At 64.4% G+C, this 16,450-nt stretch carries 14 protein-coding genes; 6 read left to right on the plus strand and 8 right to left on the minus strand.

All coding sequences use genetic code 11. The annotated features are described in order from the left end of the window. Positions 1-17 precede the first annotated feature (17 nt). Positions 18-1,736, minus strand: coding sequence for a YbaL family putative K(+) efflux transporter (gene ybaL / locus ACQY4T_RS15730; RefSeq protein ID WP_428532307.1), 1,719 nt, complete (start codon positions 1,734-1,736; stop codon positions 18-20). Positions 1,737-2,181: 445 nt separating this feature from the next. On the opposite strand from ybaL, the gene ACQY4T_RS15735 reads away from it, so the two are divergent. After that, a complete protein-coding gene (locus ACQY4T_RS15735) occupies positions 2,182-3,474 on the plus strand; it encodes a protein-L-isoaspartate O-methyltransferase family protein (protein ID WP_428532310.1) in 1,293 nt (430 codons plus the stop codon). Positions 3,475-3,504: 30 nt separating this feature from the next. Here the strand turns inward: ACQY4T_RS15735 and phoB are convergent, their stop codons facing one another. From phoB to ACQY4T_RS15770, 7 genes are all read right to left on the minus strand, one after another. Next, positions 3,505-4,221 carry a phosphate regulon transcriptional regulator PhoB gene (gene phoB, locus ACQY4T_RS15740; RefSeq protein WP_428532313.1) on the minus strand — a complete coding sequence of 239 codons (717 nt, stop codon included), beginning with the start codon at positions 4,219-4,221 and terminating at the stop codon, positions 3,505-3,507. 68 nt (positions 4,222-4,289) lie between these two features. After that, positions 4,290-5,009, minus strand: a complete 720-nt coding sequence (gene phoU / locus ACQY4T_RS15745) for a phosphate signaling complex protein PhoU (protein ID WP_428532316.1) — start codon at positions 5,007-5,009, stop codon at positions 4,290-4,292. Positions 5,010-5,029: 20 nt separating this feature from the next. Next, the gene (gene pstB, locus ACQY4T_RS15750) at positions 5,030-5,821 is read right to left on the minus strand and encodes a phosphate ABC transporter ATP-binding protein PstB (protein WP_428542911.1); all 792 of its coding nucleotides are present in this window, start codon (positions 5,819-5,821) and stop codon (positions 5,030-5,032) included. 73 nt (positions 5,822-5,894) lie between these two features. Next, a complete protein-coding gene (gene pstA / locus ACQY4T_RS15755; RefSeq protein ID WP_428532319.1) occupies positions 5,895-6,791 on the minus strand; it encodes a phosphate ABC transporter permease PstA in 897 nt (298 codons plus the stop codon). A gap of 16 nt (positions 6,792-6,807) precedes the next feature. Next, complete coding sequence (pstC, locus tag ACQY4T_RS15760; RefSeq protein WP_428532322.1) at positions 6,808-7,770, minus strand: phosphate ABC transporter permease subunit PstC; 963 nt, start codon at positions 7,768-7,770, stop codon at positions 6,808-6,810. 18 nt (positions 7,771-7,788) lie between these two features. Continuing rightward, the gene (gene pstS / locus ACQY4T_RS15765) at positions 7,789-8,808 is read right to left on the minus strand and encodes a phosphate ABC transporter substrate-binding protein PstS (protein WP_428532325.1); all 1,020 of its coding nucleotides are present in this window, start codon (positions 8,806-8,808) and stop codon (positions 7,789-7,791) included. A gap of 410 nt (positions 8,809-9,218) precedes the next feature. Continuing rightward, a complete protein-coding gene (locus ACQY4T_RS15770) occupies positions 9,219-10,223 on the minus strand; it encodes an ion channel (protein ID WP_428532328.1) in 1,005 nt (334 codons plus the stop codon). A gap of 124 nt (positions 10,224-10,347) precedes the next feature. On the opposite strand from ACQY4T_RS15770, the gene ACQY4T_RS15775 reads away from it, so the two are divergent. From ACQY4T_RS15775 to ACQY4T_RS15795, 5 genes are all read left to right on the plus strand, one after another. Continuing rightward, entirely contained in the window at positions 10,348-11,403 is a 1,056-nt protein-coding gene (locus ACQY4T_RS15775; RefSeq protein ID WP_428532331.1) for an ABC transporter ATP-binding protein, read from the plus strand. Positions 11,404-11,523: 120 nt separating this feature from the next. After that, the gene (locus tag ACQY4T_RS15780; protein WP_428532334.1) at positions 11,524-12,867 is read left to right on the plus strand and encodes an ABC transporter substrate-binding protein; all 1,344 of its coding nucleotides are present in this window, start codon (positions 11,524-11,526) and stop codon (positions 12,865-12,867) included. A gap of 130 nt (positions 12,868-12,997) precedes the next feature. Beyond that, positions 12,998-14,467 (plus strand): ABC transporter substrate-binding protein, encoded by a 1,470-nt coding sequence (locus ACQY4T_RS15785; protein ID WP_428532337.1) that lies wholly within the window; start codon positions 12,998-13,000, stop codon positions 14,465-14,467. A gap of 21 nt (positions 14,468-14,488) precedes the next feature. After that, positions 14,489-15,451, plus strand: coding sequence for a carbohydrate ABC transporter permease (locus tag ACQY4T_RS15790; protein WP_428532339.1), 963 nt, complete (start codon positions 14,489-14,491; stop codon positions 15,449-15,451). Then, the gene (locus ACQY4T_RS15795; protein ID WP_428532342.1) at positions 15,444-16,355 is read left to right on the plus strand and encodes a carbohydrate ABC transporter permease; all 912 of its coding nucleotides are present in this window, start codon (positions 15,444-15,446) and stop codon (positions 16,353-16,355) included. The genes ACQY4T_RS15790 and ACQY4T_RS15795 overlap by 8 nt, the downstream gene beginning before the upstream one ends. Positions 16,356-16,450: the final 95 nt, after the last annotated feature.

Here is a 16,450-nt window from a genome sequence, read left to right on the forward strand (position 1 = left end):
GGCAGCGCGGCCACGCCTCAACTCGCACCCTGCACGACCGCGTTTGCCTGCGGCTCAGCGCTGCCACCATCGGCCGCGTGCTCCAGCATGGCTCGGGCGATTTCACGTTCCCCCATCACCACGGTGGTGGCGCCATGCTGACGGAGATGTTCCACGGCGGTATCGAAATGAGCGCGGGCGATGATCTCGATGTCTGGATTTGCAGCGCGCGCCTGTTCAACGATCTGGCCGGCTTCGAAGGCATCCGGAATGGCAACCAGCAGCAGTCGTGCCATCGCCAGGTGGGCGGATTTCAGCATCTCGGGATCGGCCGCATTGCCGGTTCGCACCTCAACACCGCGGTCGCGCAGTGGCTGCACCGCCGCATCGCCGGCCTCCATCACCAGAAGCTTCCAGCCGTTGCGCAGCAGCCCCTCTGCCAGCAGGCTGCCGACCCGACCATATCCCACCAGCACCGCGTGGCCCTGCAACTTCGTGACGGGATGTTCGACCGGCGGCGGTGGCGCCGCGTGTTTTGCCGCCGATGGGACTTCGTTGCGCCTGTCGGCCCAGGTCTTCAGGCGGCCGGCAACCAGGAACAGCAACGGATTTAGCAGGATCGACAGGATGGATGCGCCCAGGAGCAAGTCACGCCCACGTTCGTCGAGCAGGCCGAGCCCGATCCCAAGCGCCGCGAGGATGAACGAGAACTCGCCGATCTGCGCCAGTCCCGCCGCGATCGTCAGCGCCGTGCCGGATGTCTGACGCAGCAAGCACAGGGTCAGGAAGGCCACCGCCGGCGTGCCGAGGACGACCACCGCCAGCGTCTCTAGCAACGGCACAGGATCGCGTATCAGCACGGTCGGATCGAACAGCATGCCGACCGAGATGAAGAACAGCACGGCGAAGGCGTCGCGCAACGGCAAGGTTTCCTCCGCCGCGCGCTGACTGAGCTTGGACTCGCTCAATACCATGCCGGCAACGAACGCGCCCACGGCAAACGATACTCCGAACAGTTCGGAGGCCACGAAAGCAACCCCGAGTGCCACCGCCAGCACCGACAGGCGGAACAGTTCGCGTGACCCGGTATGGGCGACGTAATGCAGCACCGCCGGGATCACCCGCCGGCCGATCACCAGCATCAGCGCAACGAAAGCCACCACCTTGCCCAACGTAACCGCCACGGTGAAGCTGAGTCCGGATAGACTCAAGGTCGTCGGCGCATTGTGGCTCAGCAGCGGCGCCATCACCGGCAGCAGCACCAGCGCCAATACGGTCACCAGGTCCTGGATCACCAGCCATCCGACCGCGATATGCCCGCGTTCGGTATCCATGATCCGGCGCTCTTGCAGGGTGCGCAGCAGGACCACCGTGCTCGCCACGCTGAGAGCCAGGCCGAACACCAGTTCGGCGCCGAGCGGAAGTCCCAACAGCCAGGCGACCCCCATGCCCATCGCGGTGGATAGCGCGATCTGGATCAGCGCACCCGGAATCGCGACCGCGCGCACCGCGATCAGGTCGCTGACCGAGAAATGCAGCCCAACGCCGAACATCAGCAGGATGACGCCGATCTCGGCCAGTTGCAGCGCCAGGCCCTGGTCGGCCACGAACCCAGGGGTGAACGGCCCGACCGCGACGCCGGCCAGAAGATAACCCACCAGCAGCGAGATCTTCAGCCGGTTGGCGATCGTGCCCAGTATGAAGGCGAGGCAGAGCCCGATGACCAGGATGGCAATGAGCGGGCTCTCGTGGGACATAGCCTGGGCCTCTGTCTGGCGGATCGTCGCGGTGCCGTTAAAGCGATGGGTCGGTCGGGTCCACCGCAAGGCTAGCACTTTCGTAGGCCGAGCCGGGTTGTCATGCCGTTCGGTCATCGATCTGAATGTGCCGCTGCAATGGATCGGACTCAGGGCAGGCCGGCGGAGCCGTAGGTTAGGGACTGGCAACGCGGGTTTTGATGAAGTTCCCGACGACGGTCAATGGACGAGCAGGGCAACGCCGTATCCGGCAGCGTCGGATCGGCGGAGTCGCGAAAGCCGCCATCTCTTGGAAAAACGCCGCTGGTCGGGCCGTGGCGTTACGATAAGCTCGACGGAAGTCACGCCGGGCCGGCGGAATCTGCTTCGCCAAATCCGCCTGTCTCGCCGCCGGGCGGCTTTTCAGGGCCGGGCCCTAGTCGACCGCAATCTGAAAGGAGACCTGATGGCGGAACTTGAGCAGAACGACATCGCGGCCCACAGCGGCCGGTTCATCGCCATGCTGGATGACGCCTTTCGCCGCTACGGCGCCCCCGACGGTCTGCCGGCGCGGCTGCGGGATGCGGTAGCGGCGACGCCGCGGCACCGTTTCGTGCACCACTTCCGTGTCGGGGACGGCGCATTGCAGGACTTCGACGCCTCACCGGAGCAGACGCTTGGGACTGTCTACAGCGATCAGGTCATGCGCCACGTGGATGCCGCCGGCGAACTGTTGCCGTCGTCCAACTCACAACCGAGCTACGTGCTTTGGCTGCTGAACCTGCTCGCACTCGAACCGGGGCAGGCGGTGCTGGAGATCGGTTCCGGGTCGGGCTGGCTCGCGGCGGTCATGGCCCGGCTGGTCGGCTCAAGCGGCAAGGTGGTCGGCGTCGAGCTGATCCCCGGCCTTGCGCGGCAGAGCCGGACCGACCTGGCGAAATGCGGGATCGGCAATGTCGAGATCATATGTGGTGACGGCATGCGAGGCCACGCCATCAGCGCTCCCTACCATCGCGCGATCATCACTGCGGCGACATGGGATCCCCCGGCGATACTGTTCGAGCAAGTGATGGACGGAGGCCGAACGCTGGTGCCCATCGAGTTGCGAGACGGCAGCGGCTGCGAGGTGACCGTGCTGCGCCGGCAGCGGGACGTATTGTTCGGGGAGCGGGTGGTGCCGGGCCGGTTCGTCCCGTTGTTTGGCGCTGGGCAGGACCGCGCCGGGACGTGTCGCCGGCTGGAAACCCTGCCACTGTGGAGCCGGTTGTCGGCTCAACCAGGCATGCGTTGGGCTTTACCTCTCGGGGCATTGCCGCTCGGCGGCCCGGCGCCCATCGCGGCACAGTTCCGCAGCTTCCTGGGCCGCACCGAACCGGGCCTGGTGGTGGCGGCGACGGAGCCGGACGCCAAATGGACGCCGTGGCGCCCAGCGCAAGCCAGCCTGCCGACACCGCCGTTCGGCCTGGTGGACGACGCGGATGGTTCACTCGCACTGTGGGATGCGGGCGAGCTGCTCGGCTACGGCGGTCCATCGGCCGCCGAGCGTCTGGCGCGGGCCTATGCAAGCTGGGCGGAGTTCGGGCTGCCAGGCCTGGGTGCGTTCGCGCTGGAGATCCACCGGACCGATGCCGCGCCGTCCGCCGCCCGCGGTTGCTGGGTGGAGCAAAGAGGGGCGACCGCGCTTGCCTGGCGCTTGAGGCCTGACGCGGCGAAGTGGCGCAACCTGCTTCAGGGCACCGCGCAGCCACTCGATGAATAGGCAGAAATTTCGGTCCGCCGCCCGAACCCTCTACAGCGGCTCGGTATCCAAAGCGTAACCGGCGGTGCGCACGGTGCGCACGACGTCCAGTTCGCGCTCGCCGTTGATCGACTTGCGCAGGCGGCGGATATGCACGTCAACCGTTCTTGGTTCGACATGGATGTCCGGTCCCCAGACCGCATCGAGCAGCTCCTCACGCGAGAACACCCGGCGCGGATGCAGCATGAAAAACTCCAGCAGCCGGAACTCGGTCGGACCGAGATGCACCCGGCGCTGGTTGCGGGTCACCCGATGCGACGCCAGGTCCATTTCGATGTCGTGGAAACCAAGTTGTCCCTTGACCGGAACGGCGTTGGACCGCCGCAGAAGTGCGCGCATGCGGGCCAGCAAAGCCTCGATATTGAACGGCTTGGTGATGTAGTCGTCGGCCCCGGTATTCAGCCCGCGCACCGCATCCTGGTCCTCGGTGCGGGCAGTGACCATGATCACCGGCAGGTCGCGGGTCGCGGCGCGGCGGCGGATCTGGCGGCAGACCTCGAGGCCCGACATGATCGGCAGCATCCAGTCCAACAGCACGAGATCGGGTTGCGACTCTGCGATCCGGGTCAGCGCTTCCTGCCCGTCGCCGGCTTCCTCGACCCGGAAACCCTGCTTTTCAAGGTTGTAGCGCAACATCGTGGCCAGCGGCGCCTCGTCCTCCACCACCAGTACAAGTGGCTTGGGCAGGCTGGACATACCGTCAAGCATGGTGGTCTCCGCTGTAACTGAGCGCACGATTGAGGTCTCCTGCCCGCACGGTTAACTCACGATTTGAACTAATCCTTCGGCCGCACCACGGTATAGGCGGAATGATCGCCCTTGGGCCGGACGTCGGGTATCGCCTCGCCCTCGACGGCGTAGTACACCGTTTCAGCGACGTTGGTGGTGTGATCGCCGATCCGCTCCAGGTTCTTGGCGATGAACAGCAGGTGGGTGCAAGGCGTGATATTGCGCGGATCTTCCATCATGTAGGTGATCAGCTCGCGGAACAGCGCGTTATAGATGTCGTCCACCACGCGGTCGGCGCGCCAGACCTCGACCGCCTTGGCCGTATCGTTGGATCCGAAAGCATCGATGATCGACTTCAACTGGTCCTGCACCAGATGCGCCATGTGGGCGAGACCGGACAGCGAATAGGGCAGGGTATACTGGCCCAGCACGATGCTTCGCTTGGCGACGTTGGCGGCATAGTCGCCGATCCGTTCCAGGTCGCCGGTGATCTTCAGCGCAGCGACGACACGGCGCAGATCCCCGGCCATCGGCTGGCGCAGCGCCAGCATGCGGATGACGAACTGCTCGACATCGCGTTCCAGCGCATCGACCTTGGGGTCTTCCTCCACCGCGCGGATCGCCGCCGCGCTGTCACGGTTCATGATCGCCTCGGCCGCCGATGCGACCTGGCTTTCGACGATGCCGCCCATTTCGATCAGCATGTCGCGCAGCCGCTTCAGATCGTTGTCGAAACTCTTCACCAGGTGCTCGGTTGCATCGGACATCGCGAGGGACCCTTTCCAGCTCAGCCAAAGCGGCCGGTGACGTATTCCTGGGTGCGCTTCTGTTTTGGCGAAGTAAAAAGCTGCGCCGCCGGAGCGCATTCGACCATTTCGCCAAGGTAAAAGAAAGCCACCTGGTCGGCGCAGCGCGCGGCCTGCTGCATGTTGTGGGTGACGATGGCGATGGTGAAGTCGTGCTTCAGTTCGTCGATCAGTTCCTCGATCTTCAACGTGCTGATCGGATCCAGCGCGCTGGTCGGTTCGTCGAGCAGGATGACCTCGGGCCGCACCGCGATGGTGCGGGCGATGCACAACCGCTGCTGCTGGCCGCCGGACAGACCCATGGCGGAGGTTTGCAGGCGATCCTTGACCTCACCCCACAGCGCGGCGCGGGTCAGCGACCATTCGACGCGTTCCTCCATCGCCGATTTCGACAGCCGTTCGTGCAGCTTGACCCCGAACGCGATGTTGTCGTGGATGGTCATCGGGAACGGGGTCGGCTTCTGGAACACCATGCCGACCCGGGCGCGCAGCGCGTTCAGATCCATCTTCGGATCGATCAGGTTGTCGCCGTCCATCATCGCCTCGCCGGTGGCGCGCTGGCCGGGATACAGGTCGTACATGCGGTTGAGCACGCGCAGCAGGGTGGATTTCCCGCAGCCGGACGGTCCGATCATGCCGGTGACCTGACGCTCCGGAAGCTCCAGCGCGATGCTCTTCAAGGCGCGGTGGTCGCCGTAGAAGAAGTCGAGGTTGCGGATGGCGATGCGCGGTTCGTTCATCGTCGCGCTGGAACGCGCCTGGATGCCGCCCATGATTTCGATCTTGCCAACCTGCTCCTGGCCAGCTTGATTCTGGCCGGATGTCGCCGTTGCGCTCATGTTCACCTCATTTCGCCCGCTGCAGCACTAGCCGGGCAGCGATGTTGATGGCCAGCACACCGAAGGTAATCAGCAACGCGCCGACCCAGGCGAGTTGCACCCAATCCTGGAATGCCGATCCGGCATATTGGTAGATCGTGACCGGCAGGCTGGCCATCGGTCGGCCCAGGCTGAGCGACCAGTTCAGGTTACCCAGGCTGGTGAACAGCAGCGGCGCGGTTTCCCCGGCGATACGTGCCACCGCCAGCAGGATCCCGGTGGCGATGCCTTGGCGCGCGGCGCGATAGCAGATCAGCACGATCATTTTCCACTTCGGCGCACCGAGGCCAATGGTGGCCTCGCGCAGCGCCGGCGGGATCAGCCCCAGCATGTCTTCCGTGGTGCGCACGACAATGGGGATGACGATGACCGCCAGGGCCAGGCAGCCGGCGATGCCGGAGAAGCCGCCCAGTGGTTCCACCATCAACTGGTAGATGAACAGGCCGATCAGGATCGAGGGCGCCGACAGCAGCACGTCCGACACGAAGCGGACGGCGTTGGCCAAAGTCGAACCGCGACCATACTCGGCCAGATAAGTCCCGACCATCAGGCCGATCGGCGTGCCGATGGCGGTGCCGATGGCAGTCTGGATCAGGCTGCCGACGATGGCATTCAACAGCCCGCCGTTCGATCCCGGTGGCCTGGTGCTGTTGGTGAACACGCCAATCGACAGCCCGGTGACGCCGCGCCAGATCAGCGTCAGCAGGATCGAGGCCAGCAACGCCAGCCCGATCAGGGTGGCGAGCAAGCAGGCCAACTTGATCACGCTGTCGACGCGGCGCCGACGCACCCCGAGCGAGCGAGCGACATGGGGGTTCTTGGCCGCACCCGGAATGGCGGCTTGGGTAGTCGTGCTGGCGCTCATGTCACACGTCCAACCGTCATACCTTAAGCCTGGGCCGCAGCAACATGCGCGAGATCGCCAGCACGATGAACGAGATGACGAACAGGATGAACCCAAGCGCCAGCAGCGAGGCCAGCTTGAGGCTGCCGGTGGGGCTCTCCGGAAACTCCAGGGCAACCAGGGAAGCGATGGTGTTGCCGGAGGAAAACAGGCTGGGAGAGATCCGGTTGGCGTTGCCGATCACGAACGTCACCGCCATGGTCTCGCCCAGCGCTCGGCCAAGCCCCAGCATGATGCCGCCGACCACCGAAACCCTTGTGTAGGGCAGTACAATCGAGCGCATCACCTCCCACGTGGTGCAGCCGACGCCGTAGGCGGATTCCTTGTATACCGGGGGTACTGTGTCGAACACGTCGCGCATGGTGGCGGCGATGAACGGGATGACCATGACGGCGAGGATCAGGGCGGCGGTGACGATGCCGGTGCCGAACGGCGGGCCGGAGAACAGGTCTTGCAGCACCGGGACGCCGTCGAACAGGTTGATCATCGTCGGCTCGACGTAGCTCGACATGATCGGCACGATGACGAAGAAGCCCCACATGCCGTAGATGATCGACGGCACCGCGGCAAGCAACTCGACCGCCGTGCCGACCGGGCGACGCAGCCATGATGGCGACAGCTCGGTCAGGAAGAAGGCGATGCCGAAGGCCAGAGGCGTCGCCAGCGCCAGCGCCAGCACCGAGGTCAGCAGGGTGCCATACACCGAGACCCCGGCGCCGAACACCTGGCGCACCGGGTTCCACTGTGTGGAGAACAGGAAACCCGGCCCGAACTGGCGGAATGCCGGCAGCCCGCCGATGAACAACGACAGGATCAGGCTGCCCAGCAGCAGCAGGACCAAGAGGCCGGAGATGCGGCAGGCCGACTCGAACACCCTGTCGCCAACCCCTGACCTTCGGCTGGTCGACTGCGGGGCGGAATGAACGACCGCTTGGCTCACTAGTCTAGACCCTTGCCTTCACATCGTGCCCGGTACCGCCTTCTGCCATTCCGCCCGGATCGCGGTCTGCACGCTTTCTGGCAGCGGTATATACAGCAGGCCCTTGGCGATGTCGCTGCCATGGGTGAAGCCCCAGTCGAAGAACTTCTTGACCGCGCCGCTCTGCGCCGGATTTTTCGGGTCCGTCGGCAGCAGCACGAAGGTGGCGGATTCGATCGGCCAGCTTGCCTCACCCGCCTGATCGTTCAGGTCGATGGCGAAATTCTGTACCTTCGACCAGTCGGCACTGGCGGCGGAGGCCTCGAACGCCGCCATCGTCGGGGCCACGAACTTGCCGGACTTGTTCTTCAGCAGCACGGTGGTCAGGTGGTTTTCCGAGGCGTAGGCGCTTTCATCATAGCCGATCCCGCCGGGGATCTGGCGCACCGTGCCGGCGACACCATCGCTGCCCTTGGCCCCCGCGCCGCCCGGCCAACTGACGCTGGTGGAGGACCCGACCTTGTCCTTCCACTCGGGGCTCTGCATGCCAAGGTAGTCGGTGAACACGAAGGTGGTGCCGGACCCGTCAGCCCGATGCACCGTGGCGATCGACAGGCTGGGCAGCTTCAGCCCGGGATTGAGCGCGGCGATCGCCTTGTCGTTCCACTTGGTGATATTGCCCAGGTAGATGTCGGCCAGCACCGGACCGGTGAGCTTCAACTGGTTGGCCTGGATGCCAGGAAGATTGACGATGATGTCCACGCCACCGATCACGGTGGGAAACTGCATGAGTTTGTGAGTGGTCAACTGGTCCGCCGCGACCGGCATGTCGGAGGCGCCGAAATCGACCGTGCGGTTGTTGATCTGGTTGATCCCGGCGCCTGATCCGATCGCCTGGTAGTTCAGTGTGACCTGGGTCGCGCTCTTCGAGGCATCGCCCCATTTGGAATAGATCGGGGCGGCGAAGGTCGAGCCGGCTCCGGTGATCTGCTGCGCCTGAGCGGCGGATACGGTAAGACCGGCCAGGCCAATGGCCATGACCGCTGCGGCGAATTTCATATGTGGTTCCTCCTCGGGGGAATCGCGATGGCGCGCGATTACCCTAGGAGGCGATGGTGAAGGCCATATTGCACTTTTATGACAGTTGAATGACACCGGTTCGGGTAGCAGCGACCTGGGTAGGCAGCGGCCTGGTAAGGTCGTGCGCGGAACCGGGCTTCAGTTATATCCCCAGAACCCGCTCTGGCCGGTTGCGGGTCCGATGCTGGGCCCGTACGAGGTCCCCGTAGTAGAGACGCCCGGAATTGGAGATGTATCCGGCGTCTGCCCGGGAACGGCCGCCGGAGTCGGCGGCAGCGGCCCACCGGGGCCGGTGATGCCGTATGCGCCGGGACCACCAGAACAACCGGCCAAAACGATCAGCAGGACGGAGGCCAATATCACGCGCATGCGCAAAGCTTGCGCCGAGATCACGCCGACTGTCCACCATTCGCGCTTGCCACGGCATGATCGTCGGGTCGAATGTCCGGCCCAAGCGGTGTGATGCTGTCAGGCTGACCGGCGCGCGCCCGCAAAGCCCCCGCAAAGCCATCGTCCGCCACTAACGCGCTGATGCGCGACAGGTCGGCGATGGCGCCGCCAGCCCCATCCTGTCGGATCATGTCGCCGAAGCGCATGCCGAAGCGCACCCGTCCGGCGGCATAATCCTTCATGTCGCGCACCATGGCCGACAGCGCGTGATCGTAGACCTCGATCGTCAGGAACAGTCTGGCGCCGGCCTCGGTCAGCGATGCGGCGTCGTGGCCGAACAGCGGACTGTTGTCGTCGATGACGTGCATTAGCGTCCAGGGCATGACGAACAACGGCAGATCGGATTGCTCCAGGCGTAACTCGTGGATGCGTCGTAGAAACGGGCCATCCGGCGTGCGATCCGCCGCCAGCAGGAACAGCCGTGCGCTGGCGTTGGTCATGACCGTCACCCGACCGTTGATGATGCGCAGCATCAGGGCCAGCTTGCCATTCTGCACGCTGACCACGGCATTGTCAGCCGCCACGATATTGGCCTTGGCGCGGGAGAACCGGACGAACAGCAAGCCGGTGGCGATGGCGGTAAGTGCCATACCAGTAACGATTTCCACCGCCGAGACGATGTGGCCGTATGGCGTGGCCGGCGCCATGACGCCGTAGCCGACAGTGGCCAGGGTTTCCACGCTGAAAAAGAATGCGTCCGCGAATGACCCGGCGCGGGCATTGTTGACGCTGCCCGGACTGAGCTCGTAGAGCGAGGCGAACACGACATTGATCGCCAGCCACAGACCCAGCATGGCCAGGATGAAGCCAGGCCACGGCAGGCTGACCGCCAGGTGATACGGATCGTGCCGGTCGAACCGCGCGGCGCCCAGCTTGGACAAGCCATACTCGGCGCGTCCGATGCGGACCGGCTTGGGCTCGTGCGGAAGCTTTCGATTTGCCATAGCGCCAAGCTTAACCAGGCCGCCGCACCGGCGTCACCCTTTGCGTGCCGCGCCGCCGCATGCGATGAAAACACAACCGCCGCGCCGACCACAGCGCGGCCAGCCAATGGGGGAAACGACAGGCATGGCAACAGTGTCGGTGCGCGACGTTCGCAAACGCTATGGCTCGACCGAGGTGCTGCACGGCGTCAGCGTCGAGATCGCCGACGGCGAGTTCGTCATCCTGGTCGGCCCCTCGGGCTGCGGCAAGTCAACCCTACTGCGGATGATCGCCGGGCTTGAGAACATCACCGGCGGCGAAATCGCGATCGGTGGCCGCGTAGTCAACGACGTCGCGCCGAAGGAGCGGGATATCGCCATGGTGTTCCAGAACTATGCGCTGTATCCGCACATGACGGTGCGCGACAACATGGCCTTCGCTCTCAGCCTGGCAAGCGCCCCCAAGCCGGTCATCGAACAAAAAGTCGGCCGCGCGGCGGAGATCCTGAGCCTGGCGCCCTACCTGAACCGCTATCCCCGTCAGCTATCCGGCGGCCAGCGCCAACGCGTCGCGATGGGACGCGCGATCGTGCGCGATCCGCAGGTGTTCCTGTTCGACGAGCCGCTATCCAACCTCGATGCCAAACTGCGCGTCGCAATGCGGGCCGAGATCAAGGAACTGCATCAACGGCTGACAACCACCACGGTCTATGTCACCCACGATCAGATCGAGGCGATGACCATGGCCGACAAGATCGTGGTGATGAACGCCGGCAATGTGGAACAGATCGGCGCTCCTTTGGACCTGTATGACAACCCGGCCAATCTGTTCGTCGCTGGTTTCATCGGCTCGCCGGCGATGAACTTCCTGAAGGGCAGGGTGGATGGCGGCGCGTTCCGTTCCGATAGCGGCACGTCGCTGCCGTTGCCCTCGACCCGGGGCGTGTCCGACGGCAGCCCGATCGTCTATGGCATCCGCCCCGAGCACTTCCAGCTCAACGGCGGCGTCCCCGCCAGGGTCAACGTGATCGAGCCGACCGGTTCGGAAACCCAGGTGATGGCCGAGTTCGCCGGCGCGCCGATCATCGCCGCATTCCGCGAACGGGTGCTGGCCCGGCCGGGGGAGACGATCCAGATCACGCCCGACCCGGCGATGGTGCATCTGTTCGACGCCGCCACCGGCCTGCGCCTCTCAGCTTAACTCCCGTCGCGCGATCGCTTTGCCTTTTACGCCGCTCGGCGGAATACTCCGACATCAGGGGTCGCCGGAAACCGGTCGCCGACGCCCCGCACGCGAAAAGACCGGCTAGGGAGTGTGCACATGTCCATCACCCGGCGCCAGTCGCTTGCGCTCGCCTCCGCATCCGTCGCGGCGGCGTCAATTCCCCCCGTCGGCGCCCGCGCCGCCGTCACCGACGTGCCCACTGCAAACGTGCCGCCGCCGAACTACAAGCCGGAAAAGGGCGCCGAGCTTCGGGTGCTTCGGCCGGCGAAGTTCATCGACCCCGATGAAGTGTACTGGCGCGCGAACACCAAGAAATACACCGAGGCGACCGGCGTCCCGGTGCGCGTCGATTTCATCAGTTGGGAGGATATCCGCCCGCAAACCGCGGTCGTCGCGAACACCGGCGCCGGACCCGACATCGTGCTCGGTTTCAGCTCCGATCCGCAGATCTATGCCTCGAAGATCACTGACATGACCGATCTCGCCGACTATCTCGGGGCGAAATACGGCGGCTGGCAGGAACTGGCGATGCTGTATGGGACGAAATGGAACACCAAAAACTGGATCTCGATCCCCGTCGGCGGAGGAGCCGGGCCGACGGTGTACCGCCAATCCTGGGTCAAGCAGGCCGGCTTCGACAAGATCCCCGACGATCTCGACGGGTTTCTTGCGCTGTGCCAAGGCCTGCACAAGATCGGCCACCCCGCCGGCTTCGCGCTCGGCCACGCCCTGGGCGACGCCAACGGCTACGCGTCGTGGCTGCTGTGGTCGCACAACGCGATGCTGGTCGATGAACGCGGCAAGGTCGCACTCGATTCAAAGGAAACCATTGCGGCACTAAAATATGCCACCGAGCTGCAGAAGACGCTGGTGTCGGGAACGTTGTCGTGGAACGATTCCGGCAACAACAAGGCCTTCGCCGCCGGCGATATCGGCCTGACGTTCAATGGGGTGTCGATCTACTACGTACTGAAGACTTCGCCCGATCCCAAGCTGAACCAGATGGCAGCCGATATCCAGCACCAGGTGCTGCCGAAAGGCCTGGCGCCACGCTCGCCGATGTCGGCCACTCCGATGAACGCGATGGTTTTCAAGCACACCAAGTATCCCGAAGCCGCCAAGGACTATCTGCGCTTCATGATGGAGGCGGATCAATACGGCCCCTGGCTGTCGAACTGCATCGGCTACTGGTCGAATTCGCTGAAAGCCTATTCGAAGATGAAGTTCTGGACCGAGGACCCGAAGTTGATACCCTATGCGTCCGGCATGGACACCCCATACTACGACGGCTTCAAGGGACCGGTCACGTCGGCGTCCTCGGCGGTGACGGCGAACTACACCGTGGTGGACATGTTCGCCGCCGTGGTCACCGACAACGCCACGCCCGAGGGCGCGGCGAAACGCGCGGCGCAGCAGGCGGCACGCTATTACAAGACCTGAAAGACCGCGACCGGGTCTGTTCCGCGCCGCTGAATCCGCCGCCGACTTGTTGGCGTGTGCCACACGCGCTAGGCATGAGGCCGGATTGGCGACGCGCAGAACGCCGCCTGGATTGACGGAAGGAAACTGAATGGCTGGCTTGACTCGCCGTGATACCCTGCTGTCCGGCGCCACCAACCTGATCGGGGCGACAGCGCTGCCGCTAGTCGGCGCTCGCGCCGCGGATGTAGTCGGCGCTCGCGCCGCGGATGTAGTCGGCGCTCGCGCCGCGGATGTAGTCGGCGCTCGCGCCGCGGATGTAGTCGGCGCTCGCGCCGCGGATGTAGTCGGCGCTCGCGCCGCGGATCTTGACGTGCCCACGGCGGATGTGAAAGCGCCCGGCTTCAAGATCGAGTCCGGAGCGACGTTGCGGGTGCTGCGGCCCGCCAAGTTCGTCGATCCGGACGAAACCTTGTTCCGCCAGAACAGCAAGAAATTCACCGAGGCGACCGGCGTCGCGGTGCGCGTCGATTTCGTCGGCTGGGAGGATATGCGGCCGCAAACCGCCGTTGCCGCCAATACCGGGGCCGGCCCCGACATCATCGTCGGGTTCGGCGCCGACCCGCAGATCTACGCCGACAAACTGCTGCCGATGAACGACCTGGCCGACTACCTGGCCGCCAAATACGGCGGCTGGCACCAGTTGGCGCTGCTCTATTCGCGCCGCTGGGGCAGTAATGACTGGCTGGCGATCCCGATGGGCGGCAGCGGCGGCGCTTCGGTGTATCGCATGTCCTGGCTGAAGCAGGTTGATTACGACCAGGTCCCGAACGACCTCGAAGGCTTCCTGGCGATGGCCGAAAAACTCAACAAGGCCGGCCATCCGATCGGCTATGCGCTGGGCCATGCGGTCGGTGACGGCAACGGCTTTGCCGATTGGCTGCTATGGTCGCACGGCGCGGCGCTCACCGATGAGAAGGGCAAGGTGTCGCTCGATAGCAAGGCAACGATCGACGCGCTGAACTACGCCCAGCAACTGTATCCACACATGATCAGCGGCACGCTATCTTGGGGCGATCCCAGCAACAACAAGGCCTACGCCGCCGGCGACATCAGCCTGACAAATAACGGGGTGTCGATCTACTACGTGGCGAAGAATTCGTCCGACCCGAAGCTGCAGGCGATCGCCGCCGATACCAACCACCAGGCACCCTCGCTCGGACTCGCCAAGCAGACGCCGCAATCCTCGCTTGTGGTCAACGCGATGACTTTCAAGCACACCAAATATCCCAATGCCTGCAAGGAATATCTCCGCTTCATGATGGAGGCGCCGCAATACGCGCCTTGGCTGGCCGGCTGCCTCGGCTACTGGTCGAACTCGCTGAAAGCCTACGGCAAGATGGCGTTCTGGAATGCCGATCCGAAGCTGAAGCCGTATATCGACAGTATGGACACGCCGTATTACGACAGCTACGCCGGCCCGATTTCCGCGGCATCCTCGGCGGTGGCGGCGAACTACACGCTGGTCGATATGTTTGCCTCCGTCGCCACCGGCAACGCCACGCCGCAAGCCGCCGTGAAACAGGCCGCTCGGCAAGCCGCCAGGCATCTGAAGGGCTGAAACACGGGGGGGAGCCGAGGCATGGACGCGACGACCGCCGACATCGACCTGCAATGGAGGCCGCGGAAGCGGCATGGCCGCATCGCGCGGCTGTTCGATTACAAGCCGTTCCTGGTCTTCCTGTGCATGCTGCCCACCGCCGGGCTGCTGCTGATCTTCCTGACCTATCCGCTGGGTCTGGGCCTGTGGCTATCGCTGACCGACACCACGATTGGCCAGGCCGGGCAGTATATCGGGTTGGAAAATTTCCAGTCGCTATTCGACGACCCGGTGTTCTGGGGCGCGGTCTGGTACACCATCTTCTATACAGCCGTCGCCACGGCGGGAAAGTTCCTGCTGGGTCTGTGGCTCGCCTTGCTGCTGAACCATCATCTGCCGTTCAAGGCGTTCATCCGAGCGATCGTGCTGCTGCCGTGGATCGTGCCGACGGTGCTCTCGGCGATCGCCTGGTGGTGGATCTACGATCCGCAGTTCTCCATCATTTCCTACATCCTGGTGGACGTGCTGCATTGGCGCAAACACTACATCGACTTCCTCGGCGCGCCCTGGCCGGCCCGCTGGTCGCTGATCGTCGCTAATATCTGGCGCGGCATCCCGTTTGTGGCGATCACTTTGCTCGCCGGACTGCAGACCATCTCGCCGTCGCTGTATGAGGCGGCGCTGCTCGACGGCGCCAGCGGCTGGCAGAAGTTCCGCCGCATCACCGTGCCGCTGCTGATGCCGATCCTCTCGGTGGCACTGACGCTGTCGGTGCTGTTCACCTTCTCCGACTTCCAACTGGTGTATGCGATCACCCGCGGCGGCCCATTCAACTCCACCCACCTGATGGCAACCTTGGCATTCCAGCGCGCCATCCCGGGCTCGCAACTGGGTGAGGGCGCGGCGATCGCGGTCTCGATGATCCCGTTCCTGCTGGCTGCAACGCTGGTGTGTTTCTTCGGCGTCGGGCGGCGCAAATGGCAGCAGGGGTCCGACAATGACTGACGTCGGCGTGGTCGCGCAAGAAATCGAGCTCGCCGCTTCCACCAAGGACGCGCCGGAAATCCTGTCCTGGGATTCCCGCGCGCGACGCACCATCACGATCTACATCCCGCTGGCGATCTTCGTCATCGTGCTGCTGTTCCCGTTCTACTGGATGGCGATCACCTCGATAAAGCCCGACTTCGAGATGTACGACTACAAGAAGTACAACCCATTCTGGGTGCACTCCCCAACCCTGGAGAACATTCGCAAACTTCTGTTCGAAACCGAGTATCCGCGCTGGCTGATGACCACGATGGGCATCGCGACCGCGGCGACGTTCCTCTCGGTCGGCGCCAGCTTGCTCGCCGCCTATGCGATCGAGCGGCTCCGCTTCAAGGGCGCGCAGCATGCCGGGCTGGCGATCTATCTGGCCTATCTGGTGCCGCCGACCATCCTGTTCATTCCGCTGGCAACGCTGATCTTCCAGTTCGGTTTGTTCGACAGCCCGGTGGCGCTGATCCTGACCTATCCGACCTTCCTGATCCCGTTCTGCACCTGGCTGCTGATCGGCTACTTCAAGTCGATCCCCTATGAGCTCGAGGAATGCGCGCTGATCGACGGCGCCTCCCGCCTGCAGATCCTGCGCCGGATCACCCTGCCGCTCGCGGTGCCCGGCCTGATCTCGGCCGGCATCTTCGCCTTTACCCTGTCGTGGAACGAGTTCATCTACGCGCTGGCTTTCATCCAGAGCACCGAGAAGAAGACCGTTCCGGTAGCGATCCTGACGGAACTGGTGACCGGGGATGTCTATCAGTGGGGATCGTTGATGGCCGGCTCACTGCTGGGATCGGTGCCGGTAGCGATCATCTATTCCTTCTTCGTCGAGTACTACGTGTCATCGATGACCGGGGCGGTGAAGGAATAGTCGGGCGCCCACCCCGTCAGCGACATCGATAAGGATGCCAATAGCACCAGCGGGCGTGTCCCGGGCCAGGACCCGGTTCTTCGATGACACACGCG

Origin of the sequence: Rhodopila sp. (assembly GCF_965277825.1) — a bacterium.
Classification (GTDB): Bacteria; Pseudomonadota; Alphaproteobacteria; order Acetobacterales; family Acetobacteraceae; genus Rhodopila.

Bases quoted from the DNA above. Each gene is read 5' to 3' on its own strand.
- ybaL (WP_428532307.1), bottom strand. From the start codon at position 1,736: ATGTCCCACGAGAGCCCGCTCATTGCCATCCTGGTCATCGGGCTCTGC.
- ACQY4T_RS15735 (WP_428532310.1), top strand. From the start codon at position 2,182: ATGGCGGAACTTGAGCAGAACGACATCGCGGCCCACAGCGGCCGGTTC.
- phoB (WP_428532313.1), bottom strand. From the start codon at position 4,221: ATGCTTGACGGTATGTCCAGCCTGCCCAAGCCACTTGTACTGGTGGTG.
- phoU (WP_428532316.1), bottom strand. From the start codon at position 5,009: ATGTCCGATGCAACCGAGCACCTGGTGAAGAGTTTCGACAACGATCTG.
- pstB (WP_428542911.1), bottom strand. From the start codon at position 5,821: ATGGGCGGCATCCAGGCGCGTTCCAGCGCGACGATGAACGAACCGCGC.
- pstA (WP_428532319.1), bottom strand. From the start codon at position 6,791: ATGAGCGCCAGCACGACTACCCAAGCCGCCATTCCGGGTGCGGCCAAG.
- pstS (WP_428532325.1), bottom strand. From the start codon at position 8,808: ATGAAATTCGCCGCAGCGGTCATGGCCATTGGCCTGGCCGGTCTTACC.
- ACQY4T_RS15770 (WP_428532328.1), bottom strand. From the start codon at position 10,223: ATGGCAAATCGAAAGCTTCCGCACGAGCCCAAGCCGGTCCGCATCGGA.
- ACQY4T_RS15775 (WP_428532331.1), top strand. From the start codon at position 10,348: ATGGCAACAGTGTCGGTGCGCGACGTTCGCAAACGCTATGGCTCGACC.
- ACQY4T_RS15780 (WP_428532334.1), top strand. From the start codon at position 11,524: ATGTCCATCACCCGGCGCCAGTCGCTTGCGCTCGCCTCCGCATCCGTC.
- ACQY4T_RS15785 (WP_428532337.1), top strand. From the start codon at position 12,998: ATGGCTGGCTTGACTCGCCGTGATACCCTGCTGTCCGGCGCCACCAAC.
- ACQY4T_RS15790 (WP_428532339.1), top strand. From the start codon at position 14,489: ATGGACGCGACGACCGCCGACATCGACCTGCAATGGAGGCCGCGGAAG.
- ACQY4T_RS15795 (WP_428532342.1), top strand. From the start codon at position 15,444: ATGACTGACGTCGGCGTGGTCGCGCAAGAAATCGAGCTCGCCGCTTCC.